General features: G+C 41.1%; 19 protein-coding genes. 5 read left to right on the top strand and 14 right to left on the bottom strand.

What is annotated here, in order from left to right; translation table 11 throughout:
* The first annotated feature begins 319 nt into the window (after positions 1–319).
* Entirely contained in the window at positions 320–1606 is a 1287-nt protein-coding gene (locus H6G86_RS08320) for an MFS transporter (protein WP_190933914.1), read from the top strand.
* Between the two features lie 4 nt (positions 1607–1610).
* Here H6G86_RS08320 and glpK read toward each other — a convergent pair whose 3' ends face one another.
* From glpK to H6G86_RS08305, 3 genes are all read right to left on the bottom strand, one after another.
* Entirely contained in the window at positions 1611–3125 is a 1515-nt protein-coding gene (glpK, locus tag H6G86_RS08315) for a glycerol kinase GlpK (protein ID WP_190933913.1), read from the bottom strand.
* A gap of 130 nt (positions 3126–3255) precedes the next feature.
* Positions 3256–4425 (bottom strand): helix-turn-helix domain-containing protein, encoded by a 1170-nt coding sequence (locus H6G86_RS08310; protein ID WP_190933912.1) that lies wholly within the window; start codon positions 4423–4425, stop codon positions 3256–3258.
* Positions 4426–5375: 950 nt separating this feature from the next.
* A complete protein-coding gene (locus H6G86_RS08305; RefSeq protein WP_190933911.1) occupies positions 5376–6668 on the bottom strand; it encodes a thioredoxin domain-containing protein in 1293 nt (430 codons plus the stop codon).
* Positions 6669–7422: 754 nt separating this feature from the next.
* On the opposite strand from H6G86_RS08305, the gene H6G86_RS08300 reads away from it, so the two are divergent.
* Entirely contained in the window at positions 7423–7737 is a 315-nt protein-coding gene (locus H6G86_RS08300) for a hypothetical protein (RefSeq protein WP_190933910.1), read from the top strand.
* Positions 7738–8298: 561 nt separating this feature from the next.
* Here H6G86_RS08300 and egtC read toward each other — a convergent pair.
* Positions 8299–9087, bottom strand: a complete 789-nt coding sequence (egtC, locus tag H6G86_RS08295; protein WP_190933909.1) for an ergothioneine biosynthesis protein EgtC — start codon at positions 9085–9087, stop codon at positions 8299–8301.
* Between egtC and H6G86_RS08290 the strand changes: the two genes are divergently transcribed.
* Entirely contained in the window at positions 9086–9853 is a 768-nt protein-coding gene (locus H6G86_RS08290) for a nucleotidyltransferase domain-containing protein (RefSeq protein ID WP_199338200.1), read from the top strand. The two genes, egtC and H6G86_RS08290, sit on opposite strands and share 2 nt — an antisense overlap.
* A gap of 301 nt (positions 9854–10154) precedes the next feature.
* On the opposite strand, the gene H6G86_RS08285 is transcribed toward H6G86_RS08290, so the two are convergent.
* From H6G86_RS08285 to bchM, 3 genes are all read right to left on the bottom strand, one after another.
* Positions 10155–10535 (bottom strand): DUF423 domain-containing protein, encoded by a 381-nt coding sequence (locus tag H6G86_RS08285; RefSeq protein WP_190933987.1) that lies wholly within the window; start codon positions 10533–10535, stop codon positions 10155–10157.
* Between the two features lie 94 nt (positions 10536–10629).
* Positions 10630–11118, bottom strand: coding sequence for a hypothetical protein (locus tag H6G86_RS08280; protein ID WP_190933908.1), 489 nt, complete (start codon positions 11116–11118; stop codon positions 10630–10632).
* Positions 11119–11361: 243 nt separating this feature from the next.
* The gene (gene bchM / locus H6G86_RS08275) at positions 11362–12048 is read right to left on the bottom strand and encodes a magnesium protoporphyrin IX methyltransferase (protein ID WP_190933907.1); all 687 of its coding nucleotides are present in this window, start codon (positions 12046–12048) and stop codon (positions 11362–11364) included.
* Between the two features lie 416 nt (positions 12049–12464).
* On the opposite strand from bchM, the gene H6G86_RS08270 reads away from it, so the two are divergent.
* Positions 12465–14546, top strand: a complete 2082-nt coding sequence (locus H6G86_RS08270) for a cation:proton antiporter domain-containing protein (RefSeq protein ID WP_190933906.1) — start codon at positions 12465–12467, stop codon at positions 14544–14546.
* 53 nt (positions 14547–14599) lie between these two features.
* Here H6G86_RS08270 and H6G86_RS08265 read toward each other — a convergent pair whose 3' ends face one another.
* On the bottom strand, positions 14600–15577 hold the full coding sequence (locus tag H6G86_RS08265; RefSeq protein ID WP_190933905.1) for a DUF4351 domain-containing protein: 978 nt from the start codon (positions 15575–15577) through the stop codon (positions 14600–14602).
* A gap of 423 nt (positions 15578–16000) precedes the next feature.
* Between H6G86_RS08265 and sbcC the strand changes: the two genes are divergently transcribed.
* The gene (sbcC, locus tag H6G86_RS08260; RefSeq protein ID WP_190933904.1) at positions 16001–19027 is read left to right on the top strand and encodes an exonuclease subunit SbcC; all 3027 of its coding nucleotides are present in this window, start codon (positions 16001–16003) and stop codon (positions 19025–19027) included.
* An 85-nt stretch (positions 19028–19112) separates the two neighbouring features.
* On the opposite strand, the gene H6G86_RS08255 is transcribed toward sbcC, so the two are convergent.
* From H6G86_RS08255 to yidC, 6 genes are all read right to left on the bottom strand, one after another.
* A complete protein-coding gene (locus H6G86_RS08255) occupies positions 19113–20594 on the bottom strand; it encodes a peptidoglycan-binding domain-containing protein (RefSeq protein WP_313930720.1) in 1482 nt (493 codons plus the stop codon).
* 193 nt (positions 20595–20787) lie between these two features.
* The gene (locus H6G86_RS08250; RefSeq protein ID WP_190933985.1) at positions 20788–21336 is read right to left on the bottom strand and encodes an SH3 domain-containing protein; all 549 of its coding nucleotides are present in this window, start codon (positions 21334–21336) and stop codon (positions 20788–20790) included.
* A gap of 119 nt (positions 21337–21455) precedes the next feature.
* The gene (locus H6G86_RS08245; RefSeq protein WP_190933903.1) at positions 21456–22967 is read right to left on the bottom strand and encodes a Ycf46 family AAA ATPase; all 1512 of its coding nucleotides are present in this window, start codon (positions 22965–22967) and stop codon (positions 21456–21458) included.
* Between the two features lie 367 nt (positions 22968–23334).
* A complete protein-coding gene (locus H6G86_RS08240) occupies positions 23335–23856 on the bottom strand; it encodes a YceD family protein (protein WP_114081018.1) in 522 nt (173 codons plus the stop codon).
* Between the two features lie 163 nt (positions 23857–24019).
* A complete protein-coding gene (locus H6G86_RS08235) occupies positions 24020–24547 on the bottom strand; it encodes a Jag family protein (protein WP_190933902.1) in 528 nt (175 codons plus the stop codon).
* Positions 24544–25695 (bottom strand): membrane protein insertase YidC, encoded by a 1152-nt coding sequence (gene yidC, locus H6G86_RS08230; RefSeq protein WP_190933901.1) that lies wholly within the window; start codon positions 25693–25695, stop codon positions 24544–24546. The genes H6G86_RS08235 and yidC overlap by 4 nt, the downstream gene beginning before the upstream one ends.
* Between the last annotated feature and the right edge of the window lie 93 nt (positions 25696–25788).

The following is a 25788-nucleotide window of genomic DNA, read 5'->3' as shown; positions in this document are numbered from 1 at the left end:
TTTTGTTCGGTACTTAGCACTTACTAAGCGCTTAAGAAAAGAACATAAACCTGTTTCAAATACTGTCCCAGTTTACCAAAATCACCTGTGAGTAAAAAACTAAAAAATTTAAAAGTATTTATCCTATTTTAGAGAACAATCTCCGAAAGGATCTGAATTAAAACAGTAATAAATAACACAGTTGTTTGTCGCTCTTTCAACTGAGAGATAGATTTGTCATAGCTTTATTTACCCAATTTTTAACACTCTAAATGCGGATTTTTCAAGCCGGATTTTGGTATGGAATAAAAACTTACCTACACTTGCAGTATCTATAAAAATGCCTAACTCTAAAATTCGAAAAGACCTTCGTCATAACTTGACCGTCAATGTTGTTGAAAGTGCATTTTTTGGTTTAGGAGCTGGTTTTGCCTCCTATATCACGATTATCCCTCTATTTGTTAGTGGTTTTACCAATTCTTCATTGCTCATCGGTCTAATCCCAGCTATTCCGCGTTTAGGTTGGCAACTACCTCAGCTATTAACAGCTGATAGAATAGCTCGATTACAGTATTACAAACCAACTGTAATGTGGTTGACAATTCACCAGAAACTTCCTTTTTTAGGATTAGCACTGGTTGCTTTGTTAGAGCTACAACTCAATCACCAAACTATCTTATATTTGACATTCACCATCCTCATTTGGCAGGGACTAGGTAGCGGATTTAGCGCTCCTGCTTGGCAAAGTATGGTTGCTAAAATTGTTCCATCGGGAAGGCTTGGCATTTTTTACGGTGCTTTAGCTGCGGCTGCTAATCTGATGAGTATTATTGGTGCTTTGAGTGCTGGTTTACTGCTCAAGCAAATTGCCCTGCCATTTAACTTTGCTCTCTGTTTTTTGTGTGCCAGCGTTGCGATGGCTCTATCTTGGTTTTTTATGTCTAGGACGCGAGAGCCAGTAAACAACTCATTATCGACCATTGAAACTAGACGTGAATTTTGGGCTAGTCTTAATGTGATTCTCCGGTGCGATAAGAATTTCCGTTACTTTGTGATCGCACGTATGCTTTCACAATTAGCCCTAATGCCACTTCCCTTCTATACACTCTATGCCGTACACCATCAAGGTATGGGAGAAGCATCTATTGGGTTAATTACTGGCGTGCTGATGGGAACGCAAACTATTGCTGGATTGGTTTTGGGTTGGGTAGGCGATCGCTGGGGTAACAAGTTGGTCTTGGAAGTTGGTTCTGTTATTTGTGCTTTCAGTGCGGTTCTAGCTGGGCTAGCAACAAATGTAAACTGTTTTTACTTGGTATTTTTAGGAGCGGGAATAGGTATGAGCGCTCTGCAAAATATTGCTGCGGTAATGACCTTAGAGTTTGGTAATCAGCGTCAACGACCAGCCTATATTGGTCTTGGTAATACCCTTGTTGCCCCTGCCACAATGCTTGCTCCCCTTTTAGGTGGATGGATAGTGGATAATATTGACTATAGAACTGCCTTCTTGGTGGCAGCGATAGGTGGATTAATTACAGCACTAGTTTTGCACGTAGGAGTGAGCGATCCACGTTATCTGGAACAAAATTTTAGTAACCATTCAGTTGAAGTTTTGCCTGAGCAGTAAGCATTTACTCCTCCCAAGCTAGAGTGCGTTTCACTGCTTTTTGCCAAGTATCAAAGTTAGATAATGGCTTATCGCTCCTCGGTTCAAACACACGCTCAATTTGCCGTTGCTGCACGAGTACTTCATAGCTCTCCCAAAATCCTATAGCTAAACCTGCTGCAAATGCTGCACCCTGAACGGTCGTATCGCGCATTATCGGTCGTTCAACTGGAATACCTAATACATCAGCCTGGAATTGCATCAAAAAATTATTCTCGCAAGCACCACCATCTACGGTTAATCGACCAACGGGAGTACTGCTAGATGAATTAATCGCCTGTACTACTTCCAAAACTTGATATGCGATCGCTTCCAACACGGCGCGTACCAGATGCTCTGGTTGGACACTGGCGGTAATGCCGAAAAAGGCTCCCCTAGCACTCATATCCCAATATGGTGCGCCCAGTCCACTAAATGCAGGCACAAAGTAGACTCCGCCATTATCTGTCACCTGATTTGCCATCGTTTCACTTTCAGCAGCAGTTTTAATCAGCTTGAGGCGATCGCGCAACCATTGAATACAAGCTCCACTGGTAAACATACTACCTTCTAAGGCATAGCCTATATCCAATGCTCCACTTGGATTTGCTTGTGTCCATGCCACCGTAGAAATAAGTTGATGGTGCGAGCGCACAATTCGATTGCCTGTGTGAGCTACCAAAAAGCTACCAGTTCCGTAAGTACATTTCATCAAACCGGGGCGATCGCAGCTATGACCAAATAAAGCTGCTTGTTGATCCCCCAATATGGCAGTAATAGGAATTTCAGCGCCCAACAAAGTCGCATCAGTAACTCCAAATACTCCTAAACTAGGCTGAATCTTGGGCAAAATATGAGCCGGAATTTGAAACAGATTTAGTAAATTATCATCCCACTCACAGGTTTTGAGATTCATCAACATTGTCCGGCTGGCGTTGCTGTGGTCAGTAGCATGGACTTTCCCGCCTGTAAGATTCCACAGCACCCAGGTATCAATAGTGCCTACTAAGACATTGTTCAGGTCAACATCTGTAAACTTATCTAATAGCCACCTAAGTTTGGTAGCAGAGAAATAGGCATCAATGATTAATCCGGTGCGATCGTAAATTTCATTAGCATAGCCTTGCTCTTTTAACTCGTGACAAAGGGGAGCAGTGCGACGATCTTGCCAAACGATCGCTCTATGGAGTGGTTTACCAGTAGTTTTGTCCCAAATCAAGCAGGTTTCACGCTGTACAGTTAGTCCTAATGCTGCGATCGTTGATGGAGCAATCTGGGCATTCTTAATGGCGGTTTCTATCACCCAACAGGTATCTTGCCAAATTTGTTGAGGGTCATGTTCTAACCATCCAGGCTGAGGATAATACTGAGTTAGTTCTTTGTATGCCTGCCCAACAATTTTACCGTCTGCGTTAAACACAAAGGCCCGATTGCCTGTTGTACCTAAGTCCAGTGCTAAGATGTAGCCCGATGATAGAGTTGTGTTGCCAAGTGTGTGCATAGCTGCTTTGACATATTGCGTAGGTGTAGCCCAACCTAGGCATAGTGATTTTAGAAATGCGTATTAAATCACATATACATTATTTTGTGTACATTTAGGTCATCTTTTCTCACCAGATCCCCATCTGTAATTAATGGAAATCTTTCAAGATAATGTGTTTTTTTGAATCAAAACTGATAATACCTTCTTCTTGTAATTTGCCCATCAATCGTGTAATTGTTACCCTGGTAGTACAACAGGCGCTAGCAATATCTTCGTGAGTAAAGCGAACACTTAGGCGAGTTCCCTCCGGCACAGTTTCACCCACTTCTCGTTTCAAAAGTTCTAATAAATAGTGCAAGCGCTCTTGTACTCGTCGCCTTCCAGAAATAACTAAAAAAGATTCTGTTTGCCGTAACCTCTGATTGATTTTTGGTAAAAGCGTATGGCTCAGATTTGGAGAAGCCTCTATCTCTGCCGCGTAAATTGATACCAACTTAACATCAGATAAGGCTGTTGCTTGGTAGATATTTAAAGAAGTCAAACTAGATCCAAAAACCATTCCTGCTGTTGCCAATCCTATCAAAACTTCTTCACCCGTTTCACAGTAAGTACTGAGTTTAACCAAACCCTGAGAAACATACCAAATTACTAGTGGATTGAGTGGAATAGTTTCTCCTTTAGAATGTTTATGCACTTGACGATCGTTGAACAAGTCGCCGTCATTCTTGACTATTCCTGATTCTAAATACTGACGGTCACTAATATTACGCACTATCCAGCGCAGAGAGATTGCCTTACCTTGCTGATTGCGGACAACTGTCACTGTCAAAGCTGCATCAAAGGACTCACCATGACGTTTTTGCAAGCGTACCAATAACTCTTCAACTCTGTCTGATTCAGATAACTGGATGAGTTCGCAGCGAACCTGTTGACGTTCTCCTAGAGAAACAAAGTTCATCATTGGTTTACCGACCAAAAAATGCTTTGAAACATTGAGTAACCTCGCTGCGGTATGATTAGCTTCTTGAATGATTCCTTCTGTATTAGTTACTAAATAGCCGTCCGGCGCAAACTCGAATAAATCTTGGTAGTGTTGGCGTTCTGCTTCTAGCCTATTTCGTGTTTCTAATAGTTCCTCATTTTGCTGATACAGTTCTTCTGCCGCTAACTGTACTATCTTTAAGGTGTTATAGAGTTCCTTTAAAGCTTGCGGCAGTAGATCCGGTGGAATCCAAGGTAATACACTAGCAGTTTGATATAAATCTGCTAAACGCTTGTGTAATATTTCTGTACGTTGGATAAATTTTTCTATGTTCACCTTAAATTGCCGCTACTTGTTTGCAGAGGTTGAGCAAAAAAAATCTACTAGTAAGAAATTATGGAGTGTCTATTAATACTTATAGATGTTTGAATACTTTATTACATCAAGCCTACGGTATTTTGATAGTTATTACGTCTACCTTTGGTCGGACAATTCGGTAAAATCAGCCAATACGAGCGCCCAACTTGCTGCTCTAAGATTAGGCTCATTTATAACCAAACTAATAAGCCAGTAAAAATTATGACTAGCAGACAAACTTAGATAGGACAGCATAACCGGAAAAACCCCGTTCTCAAACTGAATTTCTCGCTATTGTTTAAGCCACTTTGTCATTCCCCCAATGAATGATTTAGTGTTAATGATAATTGTTTTCAATGTTACCTACAATAACTGATAATATTTTCCCCAACTTCCATCACAAGAATCAAGCCACCACTACCAAAGACATATAATCTAAGTTAAGTTTATTTATGCTTATAAATACATTTATTGATAACAAATTTCACAACAAGATTTCCAACTTCTGTAAAAAGTAGGGAATCAAAGTCTTTCGATCTTAAAATCAATTATAGAATTCTCTAGCACAGGACAAAGGAAAACTGAAGTTTGCCAGTCATATAAAATACCAAACGGAATTCTAATTACTGAATTCTGTTTGGTAAATTAAAAATAGGCGTATAGGAAATCACATAACAACTTAACAATTATCCGCCTCTTTAGTTAGAGGATAAATGAAGCTGTCAGCTGATGTAATTTAACAATGCGTAACAGCTAATCAACGCGCAAGTTATGAGGAGTGATGGGTGAGGTGTCAATACTATAAAATCTCGTCACTCCCTTTTATTTGCTTCAATTTACAGCGCTTTTCAAGTAATTGAACTGCACTGTTCCACTCTCAACTCCTCGTCTCAGTTGTGGTGTAAATACCTAAAATCTGCTGTATTAACTTAACGGATGCCGTCATTATCAATGGCGTTGTAGCTATCGCTGGGGAAAAGCCCTAACCAGGGGTCAGAGCTAGGAGTTAAAAATAGTTGGGCGTATACTTGCTCATTGAGGGCTTCCACACTGCTTGTTTGCTTTCCTTGCATAAACCATTGATGAATTTGGCTGTGTAGCATATATTCATTTCTGACTGTATCTAAAGCCATTGTGGTTTCAAATTTTTTCACTATTATCGGCAAATTATCTTCTTTCGTGTTGGCAGGCTGAGACTTTTTAGCTCTAATTAAAGAGATACTATTTTGATCTAGCTTGACATCGGCGGCATAGAGTTGAGCGATTTTGTTCCAAACTTCCTGGTCGGTAATTTCAGCTAAAGCATTTTGATTCCGTTCAGCATCAGACTGAAAAGCAATCAGCATTGGCGTTTCAACTCTCATCTTAGAAACTGCTAAAGAACTTGCTCTTTCTGCTGTAGGTGGCTGACTGGGATTACTCGGAACTTTCACCAACTTAGGGGGAGACTGGATACCCAAGCGGGATAAATCTGCAACCCATTGGGCTTGGATAGAATTTAGACGATCGCTGTGGTATTTTCTTAAAAAAGCTTCGCGATCGCTTTTTGCAAGTTTACTATAATCTTTTACCGCTACTTCAGCCTGCTTTAACTGAAGTAAAAATGCTTTGGGACTATATAATCCTGGAATTGCGTCGATTGGACGACCCGATGCATCTAATATATAGTGAATACTATTTCCTGTAATTGTCCGCTCCAACTTTCGTCCGTCGCCAAAATCAATAGTTACTTTAGGTACAGGGCGCACCGATTGCCAGTGTAAGATAAAGTGGTCTTGAAGCAGCTTAGAAATTTCACTATTAGGATACAGTGCTACCCTGAAAAACCTACTATTGGCACAACTCAAATCCTGATCCAGTCTGCCCAGCAACCGCAGAGATAAAATAGGTTTACCACTAGTTCTAGCAGCAGCTTTGGCTTGCTCTATATCAGTGTACCAGTACAGACGAGAAGCATAACAATCTCGTTGTTGACAGAGTTCGTCTAAAGCTACCCGGAGTGCAGATGAAGGTAAAACCGCATCTGAAGAATTAATATTTAGCTTATTCGCATGAGATTTGAGAAATAGTTGTAACCCACTTGGGCCTTGTTTCCGAAGTACAGAAACTTCTTGAGATAGCTTAGAGATTTCAGCTACAGGAGTTTGAGCATCAGCTGTTTGCAAAAAACTGAAGCTGACTAGCATGAGTGCGAAAGGATATTTGAAGGTTCTAAATTTCATATATTTTCAGAAAAATAGGGGCGTGAGTATTGCTATTCCTAACTAGAGAAGTCTAGTCTAACTTGTAAGAATCCCCAGATGCTCTGAAAGTTTCAGATGGGATCGTAAAGCTTAAAATATCGACATAAGCTCAAAAAATTCTCACTTGATTGTTGGCTGGTGAACGGGATGCGGCTTTAGGGTGTATGGAGATAAACAAATAGTGTCTATTACTGAACGTATACACGTATTTATTTACATAAGCTACTTCATAAAGCTCAGGTTTTATTAAAAGTTCATATACTTTCTGCTTTAGTTACTTAAATATGCGAGTTAAGAGTTGATCTCCTATAAACTAGCTTTATTAAAAAATCAGTAGTATTCCTCTTTTATTAATAGGTGAAATACAACTAAAGTATAAATGGTTGTGCTGGCTTAGTTGATGAACAAAAACGTCAGCTATTTCAGGTGTATCTATTTGCTATCTCTCTAACAGACTGATTCAGCAGTCTTGAAATAGCCATTCTCTTTTTATTAAAGAGAAATTTACATCGCCCTTAATTTATAGGGTATTTGACTCGGTACGCTTAAGCTTTTTCAGATCATTAATTTACTAGTAAGTGCTAGTATTCATTCACTTATGAAACCCCAAAATCAGGTTTCATAGGACAACATTTCCATGATTTACATCCTATAGCTACGGTTTATTTATAACTAGGAGCAAGCACAACTCCTTGAAAATTTTAATATTTACCAACCCATTTTGCAAATCTCCATGCAACAATATTTTTCTCATATACTCATACTGGCATTAGGAACAACTTCGACTTTGATGATTACTCCATGTCAAGGTCAAACTCCGGTAAAGCCCAACAATCAAAATACTGAGAATATTAGTTCCGTATCTTCAAATTTACCTTTGGCTATTCCATTGAGTGATTCTCCCAATTCTACTAATAACAAACCAACTATTCTCTCTGAGGTAAGCAATAACTCTTCTGCTGTTAATGTAAATATAGCTGCAACGAAGCCAAAGCCACGGCTTCCTATATTCAGCAGAATTTTTCCCACACCTTCGATGCAGCAATAATCAACGGCTAATATTTACAGGACGTTCAAATTTATTGAGTGAAAATATGACTCCAGCAACAGAGATTCTAATTGTTCTCTTTTGCTGGGGTGAGAAAAATATCATCCATAGCGGTTCTCGTTTGTATGCAATATATCCTGACTTCACTTCCATTTCCCTCTTTTAAAAAAGAGAAGATTTGAGTGTTATCCCTCAACACAACAAAGTTGGGGCTAGGGTCTATATTGAACTTAATTGAGAACCGCTATATATGTTAGGCATACCCTGACTTACTTGATGCTTGCATTTGACAAAGCAATAACCCAAACCATTGATTTTGATCTGTTTATATTTGAAGAGGTAATAAACCTTTTACAGTTAGTTACTCCTTGATAGTATCAAGGTCAAATTTGCGGGAAATTTCGGTGAGGATAGTCTCACCTAGTGCAAAATTCACCTTCAAATGAAGAATAATCCCCTAATAGCTGATTCATGCTACTTTCCAACATATCTGCACACACATCAATCAGCCAGTATTGCATGGATAGCCTAGATAAGGTTTGAAAAATAGCTTCTTTTATACTAAATTTGCTCGATTTGGATCTCACAGTCTGCTCCCGCAGTAATTATGCTATTTTCTGGAAAAGTATTCCAGTTACCTATAAATAGAGGTTCAGACGCAATAATTACAGAATTTGAAAAAGTCGGATCGTCTCGAATCCAATAAAGAGATGGAGCCGGAGAAGTTGTAGCAAATCGAGAAGCTATCAGGCGATGTCCGTCACTAAAAATTACATTGATTGAGGCTTCAACTTGATAGCGCTTTGCCATCTCTAATAGTGTTAATAATGTAGTACGTAAAGCATACTCTGGAGGCCGATGTTTGTTAATTTGACTTTGTGAAAGTAACAATGCAAAAATGTGTTCAGAGTCAGTATTACCATTAATTTTTTCGTAAAAATCTTGAGTTAAAGTGCTGCGGATTTTTCTGTGTAATGTTTTGTGGAAATTTTCAATCCTTCCATTGTGAATAAATAGCTGTTGTTGATGTTTAAAGGGCTGACAATTAGCAAAATCTACAGCTTGTTCCGATGTAGCACTGCGGACATAAGCAAGCACACACTTGGATTCAACGTAACGGCTGAGACTGGGTAAGTTTATATCATTCCAAATAGGTAGGGTATTTTTGTAGGTAAATGGTTCGATATCTTTTTGGCTATGATACCAACCCACACCAAAACCATCTGCATTTACTATGCCAGAAGTCATTTCGCGGGGTTTATAACTCTGAACTATGAGTGAGTGTTCTGGTTTATACAAAAGATGCTCTAAAGAAACAGGCGAACCAAGGTAAGCAAGTAAACGGCACATGATGAATATTCCACCTTCTATTAACACAATTATTGGGCAACAGCCTTACCCGCTTTTATTCGCCATCATTAGTGGTTCCCACTTATATGGTTTTCCGTCACCTGATTCTGATTATGACTTGCGTGGGGTGCATATTTTACCAGTTGAAAAAGTTGTAGGATTAGAAACTGGAAATGAAACTATTGAAGTTTCAGAAATTCGCGAAGCTTTAGAAATTGATTTAGTAACTCATGATGTCAAAAAATTCTTTTTAATGCTGCTTAAAAAAAATGGCTACGTATTAGAACAACTATACTCACCTTTAGTATTAACAACTTCACCCGAATATGAGGAATTAAAGTTTATTGCCAAAGGTTGTATTACCCGTCACCATTATTACCATTATATTGGTTTTGCAGCAACCCAATGGAAACTTTTTGAAAATGAACACACATATCGGTTAAAGCCTTTACTTTATGTTTATCGAGTTTTATTGACAGGGATTTATTTGATGCAAACAGGTATAGTTGAAGCTAATCTCATGAAATTAAATGAGGTTTTCAATTTACCATATATTCATGATTTAATTGCCCAAAAGCTAGAGGGGAAAGAAAAGTCTGTTGTGTCAAATGTTAATGTAGATTTTCATAAAATAGAATATGAACGTCTGCGTCATAAGTTGCAGGAAGCATACGAATCTAGCCTATTACCTGAAGTACCTTCAGCGAATGCTGCTTTACATAATTTGCTAGTACGCCTGAGAACTAATGTAAAATTACGGAAATAAGTTTTATTTGTAAATCCTATTTAAAAATCAATACGGTTCAGTTAAGGGCTACTGTCAAAAATTTTGGGTTTTTGAGACGCGATAAATCGCCGTCTCTACAAGTGTTTTGGTCTTATCTGAACTGTATTGATTTAAAAATGGTTATTCTTACTTTCAAGACTTCCAACTAAAAAAATATCCAATTTGTAGGATGCGTTAGATAGAACGAGGTAATACACTGCGATATGTGAACTAAAAGCACCCTACAAATATCGGATAATTTATTTTTTGGTATTCCCTTAACTATTAATTTCTAACTTTTTTACAACTTCAAATTCCAAGCAGCAAAAGCTAAGGTACCCCAACCAGCGAGAAAGGCTACCCCGCCTAGTGGTGCGATCACTCCCAAGGACTTAATACCAGTTAAGCTAATGGCATACAAGCTACCTGAGAAAATAGCAATACCAGCGAGAAACAGCCATCCACTAGCGATGAGAGTAGGTTGAGGGGACTCAGTGCGACTAATTAGTATTGCTACTAGAAAAAGTGCCAGAGCATGATACATTTGGTAACGAGCGCCAGTTTCAAAAATTTCTAGCGATCGCTCACTAATTTTTTCCCGCAGGGCATGGGAAGCAAAAGCACCAGCAGCAACTGACAAACCGCCTAAAATGGCAGCTACGCTCAAAAAAATCTGCGTCATTAGACCTAGCCGTAAGTTGGTAAAATAGTCATTGGTCATTAGTCATTGGTGAATAACAAAGGACAAATAACAAAGGACTATTGACAAATGACAATTAGACATCAAAATGATATGATACCGCCCCTTCTTCGTTCACCTTAAAGTTTGCATTGAATTCTTTAGCTTTTTCGTCTAAATACTGCCTAGCATGGGCTGCGGGTAGTTTTGACTTCATTGCAAAGCCTAAAACAGTTACACGCCCATGATTTTCTTGTAGCATCCCATAAAAAATCGATTGCAGGCGATCGCTAACTTGTTGATTAAGCGCCTTTTTTTCTTGCCGACTTTGACTATATAATCCCAATGCTAACCATGTGCCCAGCGTTAGGCTAGGAACACCAAAAATTAGACGTTCTACCGCAGTATTATCAATTACAGGGGTATCTGTTGGTGCTACGAACTCAATCGATCCATCCCAGGATAAGGGTAGGGTGATTGATTTTTCCATAGTCGTTTTATTAAATACCTCTGCTGCTGATAGCATTACAAACATAAATCCAAATGTCAGTAGCCAACCGGCAGCCAATTTTTCAGCAGTTTTCATAGTTCCACTTCAAATTTGAACTTTGCTAGCGATTTTAACCTGACTTTCGTAAAGGTTCTACTATATCAATCTACTCCCGGCGATGGTTTTTTAGCTTTTGTAACGGAATTTTTGCATACCTTGCTAGTTGTAGCCTGTCAATAAACAACCTAAAGGTACGGCTTGTTCGTAGTTTGCGCTGTCATCGCTAAGTGCAAACTACGAAACTATCAAATTAAATTTGACAGACTAATAATATTTATCTTACTTGCGTGTAGCTTCTAGTAGGCGAGAAAAATAGAAGCGAGTCTTCGTCATCGCCTTTCGTTGCAATGAAAAGCCATTGCTTTCCAAGATTCTCACCACATCAGCCTCACGGTGCAAATATGCACGAGTCGCTTTACTTGGCCCAGGAAAGAAACTGCCAATTTTCTTGAGTATACTCAGGGCACAGGTCTTTGGCGCAAAACTGAGAATTATCCGTGACTGTGCTAAAGAACAGAGATGAGATATCATCTCATCGGCTTTTTCTTGGGGATAGTGGATGAGAACATCCAAGCAAATAACGGTATGGTAACTACCGCTCAACGATTCCAAGTCCTGCACGGCAAAAGTGGGATTTTCCTCATTTTCCAAGGTAAGCTTTGCTCTATACTTGCCTTCTTCCACCATTTTTTCAGAGATATCGGTGGCATAGACTTTGGCACCATCTACTGCTAAAGGGATGCTGAGACTACCGACACCACAACCAGCATCGCAGATTGATAGCTCTGGTAAATTGTTATCAGCCTTTAACCAGCCGATAACTGTATCTACGGTTTGCTGGTGTCCATTGCGAATGTCTAATTGGACTTTGTTGACTTCGCCATCGCCGTAGATTCGCTTCCAACGGTCAAACCCTGTGGAATTGAAATACTCACGAACAATCGTTTTATCGTCGGCTGCGTTCATAAACTCTGATTTTTAGGGGTTCCCAATGCTTAAAATTATCATTGATAGGAACTCATAAGTATGGTCTTCCAGATTTTTCTAGATATGGTGCAGAGAAGTAGGGACACAAATATGTGCGCCTCTAGTCATTTAAACGAGAACTGCTATTTTTAAGTAAATATTACCGTTTTATGACTTTTTAGTACCATTTACTACTATTTAGACATCCATTCTTTTCTTTACTATAAATTTCATTCTGATTTAAACCTGTAGATGTAGACAACCCCTTCTTTAGGTAGAGTCGTGATTGCGATCGCAACATTTATGCTGTTAACGATTTAGCTTTTTGTAACCAATAAAACTGAATTATAGAAAAGTTTTAAGTAAATTTTCTTAGAGCTATTGTATGTTTTCTATTTAGTCTTAATTATTTAGACATGGCACTGAATTCGTTAACAGACAGCCCTATCGTTGCATTTACAATTCTACTAACAGTAATCTTTACTGTACCCCCTATATTTGAGCGGCTAAGACTACCTGGATTAGTGGGGTTGTTAGTTGCAGGTATATTATTAGGACAAAATGGACTAAAGTTGTTAAACCCTGAGTCTGAAACTATCAATCTGCTCTCCGATATCGGCAAACTTTATTTGATGTTCGTGGCAGGTTTAGAAATTGACTTAGAGCAGTTTCGTAAAACAAGAAATCGTTCAATTGGCTTCGGCACTTTAACATTTTTAGTTCCACTAATTGCTGGCATTGCTACAGGAAGACTATTCAATTTTAGTTGGAATGCTTCTGTCTTAATTGGCTCTTTGCTTGCCTCTCATACTCTTTTAGCATATCCAATTGTGAGTCGTTTGGGAGTGGTAACTAATGAAGCTGTAACCGTTACAATTGGTGCCACAATTTTTACTGATACAGGTGCTTTGCTAGTATTAGCGATTTGTGTTGGAATTCATGGAGGGGAATTCTCCGCCTTAAGTTTAGCGACTTTGTTAGGTGGATTAGCAATTTATGCTACTGTTGTGCTGTTTGGCTTTGACTGGGCAGGAAAAGAGTTTTTTCGCCGCTCTGGGGATGAACAAAGTAACCAGTTTTTATTTATATTACTAGCATTATTTTTGGCATCTGTTGGAGCGCAGGTAATTGGAGTTGAAAAAATTGTTGGTGCTTTTTTAGCCGGTTTAGCTGTCAATGACGTTCTGGGACGTAGCCCAGTCAAAGAGAAAATAGAGTTTATTGGTAGTGTTTTATTTATCCCTTGTTTCTTTGTGGACATGGGATTATTGATCAATATTCCTGCATTTATCAAAACCCTCAGTTCAATTTGGCTAACTCTGGTAATTGTAGTAGCTTTGATTGGTAGCAAATTTCTAGCAGCATTCTTAGCCAAATTATTCTATCGCTACAACACAGTAGAAATGCTAACAATGTGGTCATTGTCACTACCACAAGTAGCAGCCACACTAGCAGCAACCTTGGTTGCTTATCAAACTGTAAATCCTGCTGGTGAACGCTTAATCAGTGAAGCTGTCTTAAACAGTGTGATTGTCCTGATGCTGGTGACAGCTATTTTGGGCCCAGTAATTACATCACGAGTCGCTTCTTCATTACAGCTTTCTCAGTCAGATTTGGGAACAGATAGTTTAACAACTTGGTGGCAAGCTAATGAAAGTAAGCTAGTACAAAAGAATCAAAATCCATTTACGGTAGTAGTGCCAATATACAACCCCCAAACCCAGCGCTATCTAATAGAAATGGCAGCACTATTGGCTAGTCATGAATCTGGAAGGATTGTGCCATTAGCTATTACTAGAGCGCATATTCAGATGGATGACCCGCAGTTGGTAACAGCACTTGATCAAAGTCGAGAAAGATTGAATTTAGCTAAAGAAATCAGTCAAGAATTTGAGGTAGAAGTATCGCCAGCAATTCGGATTGATGATGATGCAGCATTGGGAATTAGCCGTGCCAGTCGAGAACAAAACGCTAGCTTAGTAGTGATGGGCTGGTCGCGGACAACAGGTTTGCGTGCCCGCTTATTTGGTAGTGTAATTGATAGCGTTTTCTGGTCTTCTCACTGTCCAGTAGCAGTAACACGCCTCTTGAGCAGTCCTAAAACAATCCAAAGAATTCTTGTACCAGTTGGAGACTTAACACGCCAAACCATCGGTGCTTTAAGGTTGGCCCAAATTTTAGCTGATGTTAATCAGGCTGAAGTTGTGCTGTTACACGTATGCGATCGCAAAACACCTCAGACTCGAGTAGAAAACTTTGTATCTCAATTGTCTGATATTACCTCTAAAAGCCAATTAGAAGTGAATACAAATATCCAAACAATCAGGGGTGATGATGTTGCTGGAGTGATAATTCGGGAGGCTCAGGCGTTTGATTTGGCGGTGTTGCGTTCCGTTCGTTATCGCACAGCCGGCGGATTAGCCGTCAGCGAAGTGACAACGCAGTTAATTCGAGAATTGAAATGCTCAATTGTATTGCTTGGAGAACCCCACTCATGATGTGGGGAATAGTGTGGACTACTCTTCATAAATCAATGAAAGGTGCGATCGCACTAAACTGTTTGATGAGCTTGTAGCCAATTGAGCAAATCAGCGATCGCACTAAAATCTAACAAAGCCTCACCCAGTGCTTCCAACTGTTCTAGAGAAAGACTTTGAATTAGTTCCCGAACTTCGTCGGGTAACTCTCCTACCCGTTTTTGTAGCTGTCGTAAGACAAGTGCTTGCTCACCTTCCTGTTTTCCTTCCTGTTTTCCTTCTTCCTTTCCTCGCTCGTAGCCAATGCGCTCGCCTGTAGTGATGTAACTCATGGTACGCTCCTGCTCGAATAACTTAAATTCTTGCCAAAATTCTGCTTCTAACGCTTTTGGTAAAATCATAACCCAATCGATAAAACGATAGAGGTTGCGAATATCCCTTTCTTGTAGCCCTTGTTCATATAGTCGCCGAATTAAGCTAAATTTCCAATTTTTACGTTCTCCTGGCTGTTTACTAGTTTGCTGGGTTTTCAAATGTGCCATTACCACCGTTGCAAACGGATTATCGCTATTCTCTAACTCTGTCCATTGTTGTTGATAATCCAGCAGTTTGATAGTTCCAAATCTAAAATACAGACCACAATCGGGATAATTGTAACTGTATTGATTTGGTCTCCAAGTAGAGTCAGCATCACACAAAATTGCTAGGCTAATGGCTGGTTGAGCAAATTTGTCAAAAATTCGCAGGTTGTAAGAAAACATCCTTTGAGCAAAGGTATCTTCCGGTTTAGCCTGAACTTCGACATGAATCAACAGCCAAATTTCCTCTCCTTGAATTTGCCAGACTTTGACTAACTTATCTGCATATCTTCTACCAAGTTCAGCGTCCCGTGCTATTTGTTGAAATTCCTTATCGAGAAACTCATGGGGACGTTCCCAATTAATTAATGCTGCTGTTTGGGGGAAGAAAAACTGCATTGCTTGGGGAAAGTAGGCTTCTAAGATTTCTTTCCACGGCGAATCGTTATCGGCTCTTTCTCGTTCCTCGATCATCAGTTGATTGGTAAATTTATGTTCTTAATAGTAAGGTGTGAGCAACCAATATTTTTCAGTCAGGTTAGAAGTTCCTCTTTCGCATACATTCCCTTTAGCTTGTAAATAAGTCAAAATTAGACTTGATGCTTAAGATTGTTTTTGGTGCGATCGCTCATCGTCTTTCGAAAATTCGCCACAGTTATTATAATATTTTCACCGCAGACGACAGGGAGAAATAACGATCGCTCTCCACGGAAGTTTCATTTTTCTCCGAAAATAGCAAAAATTTTTCATCCAACAAGAGAAATTTGCTCTTGTTATTATTAATTTTTGTAAAATTGATGTCTTCAAGACTAGAAACCTGATATCTAGATAGCTAAACTAACAAACAGTGCATCTGTACTGTTAATTATTAAAAGTAGATGTGGCGCTATAGCGTGAATGATCCCAGTACAACTTATCCTCAAAAACTTTCTTAGTTACCGTGATGCAACTTTAGATTTTCGTGGTTTGCATACGGCTTGTATTTCGGGTTCCAATGGTGCGGGTAAATCTTCGCTTCTGGAAGCAATCACTTGGGCAATTTGGGGTGAAAGCCGCGCCACTGCTGAAGATGATGTCATCTATTCTGGCGCTAAAGAAGTTCGGGTTGATTTTACTTTCCAAAGTAACCAGCAAAAATATCGGGTGATTCGTACCCGAATTCGGGGAGGTAGTAGCGTTCTTGAATTTCAAATAGAAATCCCATCTGGGTTTCGCTCACTTACTGGTAAAGGGGTAAGAGCAACCCAAGATTTGATTTTAGAACATATCAAGCTCGATTACGATACATTTATTAATTCTGCCTACTTACGTCAAGGTCGTGCAGATGAGTTCATGCTCAAGCGCCCCACGGAACGCAAAGAAATTTTAGCGGAGTTGTTGAAACTCAATCAGTATGATGATTTGGAAGAACGGGCTAAGGAATCTTCTCGTCAGTTTAAAGCACAGGCAGTAGAGTTAGAGCGTTCTTTGGAGTCGATCAAAATTCAGCTGCAACAACGGGAGACAACCCAAGCGCAAAGAGTCGAGTTAGAAGCTGAACTCAACCAACTGCAACAGGTACAAGCCTTTGATAATATTCAATTACAAAGTTTGCAAGTTGTCCAGCATCAGCGCCAAAATTGGGAACAACAACTTAGTTTTGTAAAGCAGCAATACCAAAATCTTACCCAAGATTGCGATCGCCTCCAACAAGAACAATCAGCTATTGGCTCTCAGTTGTCAGATTTAGAAAAAATATTACACCAAGAAGCTGAGATTAAAGCTGGGTACGCCCAATATCAAAGTCTCCAATCTCAAGAAGAAGCCTTTGCTGCCAAATTTGAAGAATACACCCGCGCTGGGCAGACTCGCCAACAAAAGCAACAACAGCTTACCAAACAAATTCACGAAATCGAACGGCAACTGCAACAAGCCCAAGCGCAGTTAGAAGCTTTGCAGCAACAAGAGCGAGATATTCAACAAACTCTAACTAAATCGGGTGAAGTCGAAGCTGCTTTGGCACAATTAACCGCAGCCCGCCACCATGTTGCTCGTTTAGATCAACTGCAAATGCAAGTGACTCCGTTGTTGCAACAACGAGCAACTTTACAAAGCCAACTCGATCGCACTCATGCTGGTTTAGTAGCGCGACTCGAACAATTGCAAAGTACTGAGAACCAATTGCAACGCCAGCAGCACCGCCAACCGCAACTGCAACAAGCAGTGATGGATGTGGCAATCCAAATTGAGGAACTGGAGAAAAAGCGGGTTTATCTGCAACGAGTGCAGGAAAAAGGGCATGAAAGGCGACACTTTATCGAACGTCTGCAAGCTCATCAACGGGACTATGAAAAGCTATTGGGAGAATTAGAGCAGAAATTGCAAATGCTGCAAAATCCTGAAGCACTTTGTCCATTATGCGAACGCCCTTTAGATGAACATCACTGGAGCCGAGTGGTGGAAAAAACCCAGGCTGAGTTAGAGGATACCCAAGGGCAGTTTTGGGTAGTCCGGGAACAAATGGCTGTATCTGACAGAGAAATTCAGGTACTTAGGCAGGAATATCGAGAAATTTCTCAACAATTGGCGATTTATGATGGTTTACGCGAACAACGGGGACAGTTAGCGGCACAGTTAGAAGCCACAACTGATGTCCAACAACAGTTACAACAAATTGCTGCCGAAAAACAGCATTTAGAGCGATCGCTCCAAGCTGGTGATTATGCTCCCGATAAGCAAGCTGAACTCCGGCAGTTAGACCAATATCTGCAACAAGCTAATTATAATGAACAAGACCACGCCCTCGCCCGCAGCGAAGTTGAGCGGTGGCGATGGGCAGAAATTAAACAAGGGCAGATTAAAGATGCTACTAAGCGACAAGCGCAACTATTAGCCCGAAAACCAGAATTACAATCCCAAATTGCTCAATTACAAGTCAGAATCCAGCAGGATCAGACTGATTCTGAATGTGCTAAACAAATTGCGGCTCTTGAACGTCACATTACCGAAATTGGCTACAGTTCCGAGCAGCACAATAGTTTACGTGTGGCTGTTCGCCAAGCTCAATCTTGGCATTTGCGGTATCAACAACTGCTATCAGCCCAGCAGCAATATCCACAACTCCAGACGAGATTGCAAGAGTTAGAGGAATCCAGAAGCGCCAGAGTAACGGAGCGGCAAAAACTTGGCGGACAAATCGAAAGCATTATCCAGCAACTACAAGCAACAGCTAACCCATCTGCCCAAATTCAAGCTTTAGAGCAGCAGTTAGCAATCCGCAGACGGCAACTCGATGAGCAAATAGCCAAGTTGGGGCGTTTAGAACAGCTGGCGCATCAACTGGAAACGCTGCAAATTCAGTATGAACAACAGCAGCAGCAATTACAATCTTGCAAGCAGGAATATCGTGTTTACCAAGAATTAGCGCAAGCTTTTGGTAAAAATGGCATCCAAGCACTGATGATTGAGAATGTGTTACCACAACTAGAAGCCGAGACAAATCAACTACTTTCGCGGCTGAGTGGAAATCAGTTTCATGTACAATTTATTACTCAAAAAGCTGGGCGCAGTGCTAAATCAACCAAGAAAAATGCCAAGCTGATAGACACTCTAGATATTTTAATCGCCGATTCTAGAGGAACGCGATCTTATGAAACTTATTCTGGTGGAGAAGCCTTTAGAATTAACTTTGCCATCCGTTTAGCTCTGGCAAAATTATTAGCGCAACGGGCAGGGGCGGCGTTGCAATTGTTGATTGTGGATGAGGGTTTTGGTACACAGGATGCCGAAGGATGCGATCGCTTGATTGCAGCGATTAATGCGATCGCCTCCGATTTCGCCTGCATCCTCACTGTCACCCACATGCCCCACCTCAAAGAAGCTTTCCAAGCCAGAATTGAGGTGAATAAAACTCAAGAAGGTTCGCAGTTGAGTTTGTCAATTTAACAGGAAGAATTCAGGAGTCAGGCGGATAAATGGGCCGAATTCCCGCCTAATTCTGAATTCTGAATTCTGAATTCTTTATTCTTCTTCAATTGAATTTTACCCGTGCATCCAGACCATAGGAGCGAAGCATTTTGGTTAGAGTTTCGGCTTGTGCGCGATCGCTAAATGCCCCAGCATTCACATAATCTCCTAGATGGGATTGCTCTGTAACCGCATTGGGTATATATTGTTGCACCTTACTCAGAGTATCGTTATTCGAAATTGGCACTATTACTCTGTAAGGATTACTAGCAACTAATGTGTTGCCATTAGTCCCAGGTACAGCATAGGCATTGGCAGGAGGTAATACATAGCGATTATTTTCAGGTGTAGCATAGCCAGTATTAACAGGTACTAGATAGCGAGTTTCAGGTAATACAGAGCCATTAGCCTCAGTATAATTGCCCCCAGTTGAGCTATCCAATCCTAATGCTTGCCAAGTTTGCCAATCTACATTTCCGGTAGCATTAATTCGAGAATATTGCTGGAATGAAATCACAGATGCTCTGGTGTAATCACTGAAAAATCCATCAGGATTGGTATTAGAGAAACCCAACTGCGATAAACGCTCTTGAACTAATGCGACATTATCTCCGCGATCGCCTATAGTCAGATAATCTCTGCTCGGTTGTTGAGTAATAGATCCACCAGTTGAGACTCTACGCACTGCATCTAAAACTTGAGCATTGGCAATGCCGTTAACCGGAAGACGATAATTTCGCTGGAATTTGATCACAGCATCTCTAGTCATCGGGCCAATCTTCCCAGTAGGACTAGTATTAAAATAACCTAGCTGCTGCAAGCGCCCTTGTAGTTCTCTGACTTGTTGAGTTGTGAGACTTGATCTGGTCTGAGTCGGAGACGAACCTAGTAGTGCATTCCAAGTTTGTCGATTTACAATTCCGTTAGCAGCTATGCGATAATTTCGCTGGAATTTGATCACAGCATCTCTGGTCATTGGGCCAAAAGTCCCAGTGGCATTAGCATTCAAGTAGCCTAACTGTCGCAAACGCTGTTGTAACCTTGTGACGGCTGCACCAGTCTTGCCTTGGGAGAGAACAGGATATTGACCACTTGGCGATGCCTGGGTTGTGCTGCGCCTAAGCGATGCGCCACTAGAAGTTCTACTTTGACATGAGCGCTGCAAGGCTTGTTGCGTATTAATACCTACAACCCCATCAGCAGGTATTCTGTTCGCTTGCTGAAATTTAATGACAGCGTTTTGAGTCAGACTAGCAAACTTACCACTCACTGGGCCGTTAAAGTAGCCTAACTTTTTTAAACACCTCTGGCTACTGGTAACATCCGGCCCATTACTTCCGATTTTTTGAAGTGCTAAAGATTGCCCTGCGATACTCAGAAGCCCCGTAATTATTGCCGCAGACAAAAGACGCATCGCCGCACCGCTAGATAACTTTTTCCAATTCAAAAATTTGAAATTAGCTACGGTAGGAACAACCTTGACGCTTTCAGATGCCTCATAGACTGAGGCAAGCTTGGTTAAATAGCTATCTACCCCTGTTTTCACTTGCTTTTTTTCAAGTTATGACCATACAAGATTATACTGTTTTCTCTGTGTCATGTTTGTTATTTGTATGATTCTTTACAAGTAATTTTCAGAACAAGCAGGAGGTAGGGAAACTGCTCTGAACAAGGGAGAAACAAGGGAGAAAAATTAAAAGAGCCATCACGGTTCCAGAGCAACAAAATTTATGGAATTTTTATTGCTCTGTTTTTTGTGTATCCTCTGGTTTTTCAGGCTTTTGTTCATCAACTTTTTCCGTATTACCTGCTTTCACCCAACCTTCTTGTTCGCTATCTTCCAAACGGATCTTTTGCCAACCTTTATCCTTGCTTTCTTCCAAAATAATAATTTTTTGATTAAAAGCAACCCCACCAATTTTTTCAGCCTCTAGATTTGGTTGCGATCGCAAACTCAAGCCTTCAGCCCAACTAACACGCCCTCGGTAAGCTCCTGATGGCAATGCTTTTGGTGATGGGGTAGCCTTTGGTGATGCTGTGGGAGTAGGGCTTGAGCTTGGAGACGATTTAGTAGATGTCCCAGGTGTCAGGCTGGGTTTAGCTGCTCCAGGCTCAGTTCCTTTTGGAGCTTGGGCTTTCACCGAGGGGCTATCGTTGGAATAAACAGGTTTGGCAGGGGGTATGCCGGTGCGATTCATAAAATAAAGTGCAATTGCAGCGCCGCCACCTATTAGGACAGCGATCGCTAAGAAAATCCCAAGTATAAATTTTGTTAAGCCAGACAACATAGTTAAAACCCGATCGCCAGTGGTCAATAGTCAATAGTCAATAGTAATTCATGATTCACTGTTGACCATTGACTAAGCAATTATTAACTAACTGATTATTGTAGCGACTGTTGAAGCGTTCACGTAGTGCGCCGGAGGCGTTCGCTTAAAGGATTATGTTTCGATGCTAAACGCGCTCTCCCAGCCGCCGCCCATTCTTGAAGTTGCTGAATTTGCTCTACAGCAGTTCGCGCCAAGGGGATAATCTGACTTGCTGCTTCTAAAATATCGTCAGTAGCAAAGTCACGGTTTTGGCTAAATCCAATATGCATCGCTTCAATTAAAGTTTGCTCAATCTCTGCCCCGGAAAAATCAGGCGTTTCATAAGCTAACCTTTCGATGTCATAACTTTTCAAGTTATGGGGACGCAATCGGGATAAATGAACATCATAAATTGCTTTTCTCTCTTCTTGGGTGGGCAATCCCACAAAGAAAATTTCATCAAATCGCCCTTTACGCAGCATTTCCGGCGGTAGGGCTTGGATGTCGTTGGCAGTGGCGACGACAAAAACAGGTGAGCTTTTTTCGGCTAGCCAGTTAATAAAAGTACCAAACACACGGCTGGCTGTTCCTGCATCACCTTTGCTACCAACTCCAGCAAAGGCTTTATCTATTTCATCAATCCACAAAATACAGGGCGCGAGAGCTTCAGCTACTTGGATCATTTGCCGAGTTCGAGATTCTGATTCACCCACCAAACCACCAAATAATCTTCCCACATCCAGACGTAGTAAGGGTAAATGCCAGTGGTGAGCGATCGCTTTTGCCGTTAACGATTTACCAGTTCCCTGAATACCCACCAACATTAAACCACGGGGGTGCGGTAATCCGTACTGTCGCGCCTTATCAGTAAATGATCCTCCCCGACGGATCAGCCAGTCTTTGAGATTATCGAGTCCACCAATATCAGAAATTTGCTCAGTGGCGGGGTAGAAGTCCAGGATTTGGGTTTGGCGTATAGTTTGGCGCTTTTCTTCCAAAACGAGATCCACGTCTTCTGGTTGCAATTCGCCGTGGGTAGCGATCGCCTTTGCTAAAACCCGACGAATCCGTTCCATCGAAAGCCCTTGACAAGAACGCACCAAGTCATCTAAAACTTGGCCAGAAAGTGAATTACCAGTACTTTGTAGTAAGCGTTCTACCTCAGTTTTAATTTCTGGGGCGGCAGGTAAGGGAAACTCGACGACTGTCAGAACTTCGGTTAAATCGTCAGGAATGGCGATGCGTGGCGACAATAGGACAATATTTTTTGGTTGCGACTTGAGGAGTCGGGCGAGGTTGCGGAGTTTGCGAGCGATCGCTACATCATCTAAAAAGCGATGATAATCTCGGAGAATCAAAACTGCTGGCGCGGAAGCTGGTAATTTTTCGATAAATTCTAAAGCTTGCAGGGGGTTACGTCGCCCAAACCCAACATCATTAGGGTTTCCCTGGTAGCCATCGACAAAATCCCAAGTATACACTGGGCGATTACCCTGGTTGTTTGCTTCTTCCCGGATAGCTGCTTCTACCCGCTCCTCTTCATAAGTGGGAATATAAATTAAGGGGTAGCGGGCGCGTAGCAGCAGTTTAAACTCTTCACGGAAGTTCATATATAGCTGTTATTAGTTAGTTTCTCTTGAACGCAATGTACAACTTTCTTGGTTCAGAAAGCCAATGAGTAACCAGCAAGAACAATACAATATTGCTTTTCTCTTCAGCAACTATGCACAAGTCAAGATAACGCTATTCTCAAACAGACTGCTAAACATTTGGGGTTTATTGGTGTTTTAGCGCATCTTCATACAGAATCGGTATTAGTTTTAGTAAGTGATAAAATACAACAATTTTTGATATCTTTTAGATAGGAATATGACTATCAACTTCTACCAGAAGTATTTAATAAAATATAAAACAATAAGCCTGTGTAGACAGGCTTAGTTGGTGTAAGCGCAGATTTCAGTCTGACGAATTACCAAATTATTGTCCCGGAAGTTGCTTTTTCAGTGCTTCCAGAGATGCCCAACGGTTATCAACTGGCGTTCCAGGATTATCAGGAGTATCAACAGTACTACTTACAGGAATACCTGGACAATTGCGATCGCATAATTGGCGCTGAGGTACTGCCAAACACATCTGCTCATACAGCCATTCGTTGGGATAAAAATGACCATCGGGTGGCAGGGTTTCAAGCAACTCTTCCATAATCACTTCCCTTTCTAGGGGCAAGTCATTTACTTGATTTGCAGCTTCGTCTAACCAGATGATTTCTTTGGTATCAAGCCCTAAGCGGCGATTATATTGCTGCAAGCAGCGATTGCAGGTACAAGTAATAATTGTTTCTGCCTGAGCAGATACTTCCAGGTAAGTGCCATGATGCTGCACGCGCACATGACCGCGAACTGGTGTTAACGTTTCCAGACCAGGCAGAAATTCCTCAACTTGAACTTCCTCTGTCCGCTCCGGGGCTTTAGTTAGCTGCGGAATATAAATTGCGTCCATAGGATTTGTGAGACATCCTCACGAAAATTAATGGTCATTACCAGCAATAATACTGATACTACATTTTTATTTTAGCTTTTTAGGAACAAGAGAAATTTTGAAATTATATTGAACTTTCAATTAACTCCTAACCCCTGTACAGACGCGATTAATCGCGTCTCTCCTAACCCCTAACTTCTTCCAGCGAAGCTGGTCGCACAACCAGATGACGATGCGGTTCTTTACCGCGACTGAAGGTTTCCAAATCTCCAAATTCCTTCAAGAAGGTATGGATTTGTCGCCTTTCAGCAGAACTGAGAGATTTGATTTCCACTTCTCTACCAGAAAAGCGCACTTCATCGGCTGCTGCTTCTGCTAATGCGCGAATTTCGGCTTCTCTTTTGACCCGGTAGCCATTCAACTCAATAGTGTAAGAGGCTTGTTCCTCTGGGGGTTGGCTCAGGTTTAAAACCGAATTTGCTAGATACTGAATCGCATCTAGCACAGAACCATCAGTACCAATTAATACCTGAATTTGTTCTGTCGTCAAATTAGTTTGATCGATTGTCAACCAGTAATTATCTGGTTCTGGGGAATCGCTGTCTTGAGATTGGGTAGTTTCTAAATGACCCTGAATCTCAGCAGGTACTCCAGTGAGTTCCAGCAGGGTTTTTAACCACTGCTGACCTCGCTGCATCGAAATGTTGCTCATGATCCCCCTGTGGCCTTTTTCTTAGAACTTTTCGGTTCAAAAGGCAATGCTTTTTGTTCGACGACTGTTGCTTCTTTCTCCTGAGTTTCTACAATTTTTTGCAGTTCTTCTGGTAGAGGTTCGCGGGAGAGAAGATAAGTTTGTGCAGTTTGGAAAATGTTACCAATCACCATATACATCAGCACCCCGGCTGGTAGGGGGAAGAACAAAAACATCCCAGAAAAGATAACTGGAGTGATTTTGTTAACTGTATCTTGCTGCGGATTGCCACCACTGGAATTCTGCCCAGAAAGCATTTGGCTAACATAAAGGCTGATTCCAAAGAAGACGATCATGGCGACAATATCCCAGTGGATTGTGCCATCTGCATCTTGTGCGCCAACTCTGCCTAAAGCATCAATGAATAGGAAGCCTTTTTCTGCTGCTAGTCCAGGAATTGTTCCTTGAATGCTAACTTCTCCTGGCTGCAAGGCTTCTACATTGCCATCAGCATCAATTTTTATCCGATCTTCGCCTTTGGTTATTTTCCAATCAGGAGTTAGCTTATTTTCTGGGTGTTCTGCTAAAAGTACCTGAAATGGTTTGCCCTCAACAGTCTGATATTGGATCTTAGTTTGTTCTCCCACAGCTAGTTTGTTACCACTGGGAAGGATTGCAGCTACTTTAACGTGTTCCCCATCTGCAATATAAATATTTTGAGGAGCAGTAGCAAAGGCTTGCGGTTGAATTTGCTCGATTTGTTCTGCGGGAACGATTTGCAGGTTAACGCTGTAGTTTGCACTTGCAAAAGGTGAACCCCGCAAAGTGGCAAACAGCGCTAATAAAACCGGCATTTGCACTAATAAGGGAAAACAGCCTGCTAAGGGGTTGCCAAATTCTTTTTGGACATTGACCATTTCCTCCTGCTGCTTTTGCGGTTCATCCTTATAGCGCTCTTTAATTTCTGCCATCCGCTTCTGCATCAGAGGTTGTACAATTCGCATCTTCCGCATATTGCGAATTGAGCCAGCACTCAGGGGATAGAGCGCGAAGCGGACTATCAATGTCAAAGCAACGATCGCCAATCCGTAGCTAGGCACAATACCATAGAAGAAATCTATGATTGGCAGCATCACGTTGTTCGAGAGAAAGCCGATACCAAAATCCATTATTCTGAATTCAACCTGAGGTACTGTAAACTGACTGAATCTAATTTATCTAAATCATAAATTATGTGCGACTACCCTTAGCTACGGATAGCC

This window comes from Nostoc sp. FACHB-133 (genome assembly GCF_014698055.1).
Classification (GTDB): domain Bacteria; phylum Cyanobacteriota; class Cyanobacteriia; order Cyanobacteriales; family Nostocaceae; genus Nostoc.
The sequence above is the reverse complement of the archived record's forward strand: the minus strand, read 5'-3'. Positions and strand labels throughout refer to the sequence as shown.

Excerpts from the sequence above, each read along its gene's own strand:
- H6G86_RS08250 (WP_190933985.1), bottom strand. The coding sequence starts at position 21,336 with ATGTTGTCTGGCTTAACAAAATTTATACTTGGGATTTTCTTAGCGATC.
- sbcC (WP_190933904.1), top strand. The coding sequence starts at position 16,001 with ATGATCCCAGTACAACTTATCCTCAAAAACTTTCTTAGTTACCGTGAT.
- H6G86_RS08280 (WP_190933908.1), bottom strand. The coding sequence starts at position 11,118 with ATGAAAACTGCTGAAAAATTGGCTGCCGGTTGGCTACTGACATTTGGA.
- H6G86_RS08270 (WP_190933906.1), top strand. The coding sequence starts at position 12,465 with ATGGCACTGAATTCGTTAACAGACAGCCCTATCGTTGCATTTACAATT.
- yidC (WP_190933901.1), bottom strand. The coding sequence starts at position 25,695 with ATGGATTTTGGTATCGGCTTTCTCTCGAACAACGTGATGCTGCCAATC.
- H6G86_RS08305 (WP_190933911.1), bottom strand. The coding sequence starts at position 6,668 with ATGAAATTTAGAACCTTCAAATATCCTTTCGCACTCATGCTAGTCAGC.
- H6G86_RS08300 (WP_190933910.1), top strand. The coding sequence starts at position 7,423 with ATGCAACAATATTTTTCTCATATACTCATACTGGCATTAGGAACAACT.
- bchM (WP_190933907.1), bottom strand. The coding sequence starts at position 12,048 with ATGAACGCAGCCGACGATAAAACGATTGTTCGTGAGTATTTCAATTCC.
- glpK (WP_190933913.1), bottom strand. The coding sequence starts at position 3,125 with ATGCACACACTTGGCAACACAACTCTATCATCGGGCTACATCTTAGCA.
- H6G86_RS08285 (WP_190933987.1), bottom strand. The coding sequence starts at position 10,535 with ATGACGCAGATTTTTTTGAGCGTAGCTGCCATTTTAGGCGGTTTGTCA.
- H6G86_RS08240 (WP_114081018.1), bottom strand. The coding sequence starts at position 23,856 with ATGGACGCAATTTATATTCCGCAGCTAACTAAAGCCCCGGAGCGGACA.
- H6G86_RS08265 (WP_190933905.1), bottom strand. The coding sequence starts at position 15,577 with ATGATCGAGGAACGAGAAAGAGCCGATAACGATTCGCCGTGGAAAGAA.
- egtC (WP_190933909.1), bottom strand. The coding sequence starts at position 9,087 with ATGTGCCGTTTACTTGCTTACCTTGGTTCGCCTGTTTCTTTAGAGCAT.
- H6G86_RS08245 (WP_190933903.1), bottom strand. The coding sequence starts at position 22,967 with ATGAACTTCCGTGAAGAGTTTAAACTGCTGCTACGCGCCCGCTACCCC.
- H6G86_RS08320 (WP_190933914.1), top strand. The coding sequence starts at position 320 with ATGCCTAACTCTAAAATTCGAAAAGACCTTCGTCATAACTTGACCGTC.
- H6G86_RS08235 (WP_190933902.1), bottom strand. The coding sequence starts at position 24,547 with ATGAGCAACATTTCGATGCAGCGAGGTCAGCAGTGGTTAAAAACCCTG.
- H6G86_RS08290 (WP_199338200.1), top strand. The coding sequence starts at position 9,086 with ATGATGAATATTCCACCTTCTATTAACACAATTATTGGGCAACAGCCT.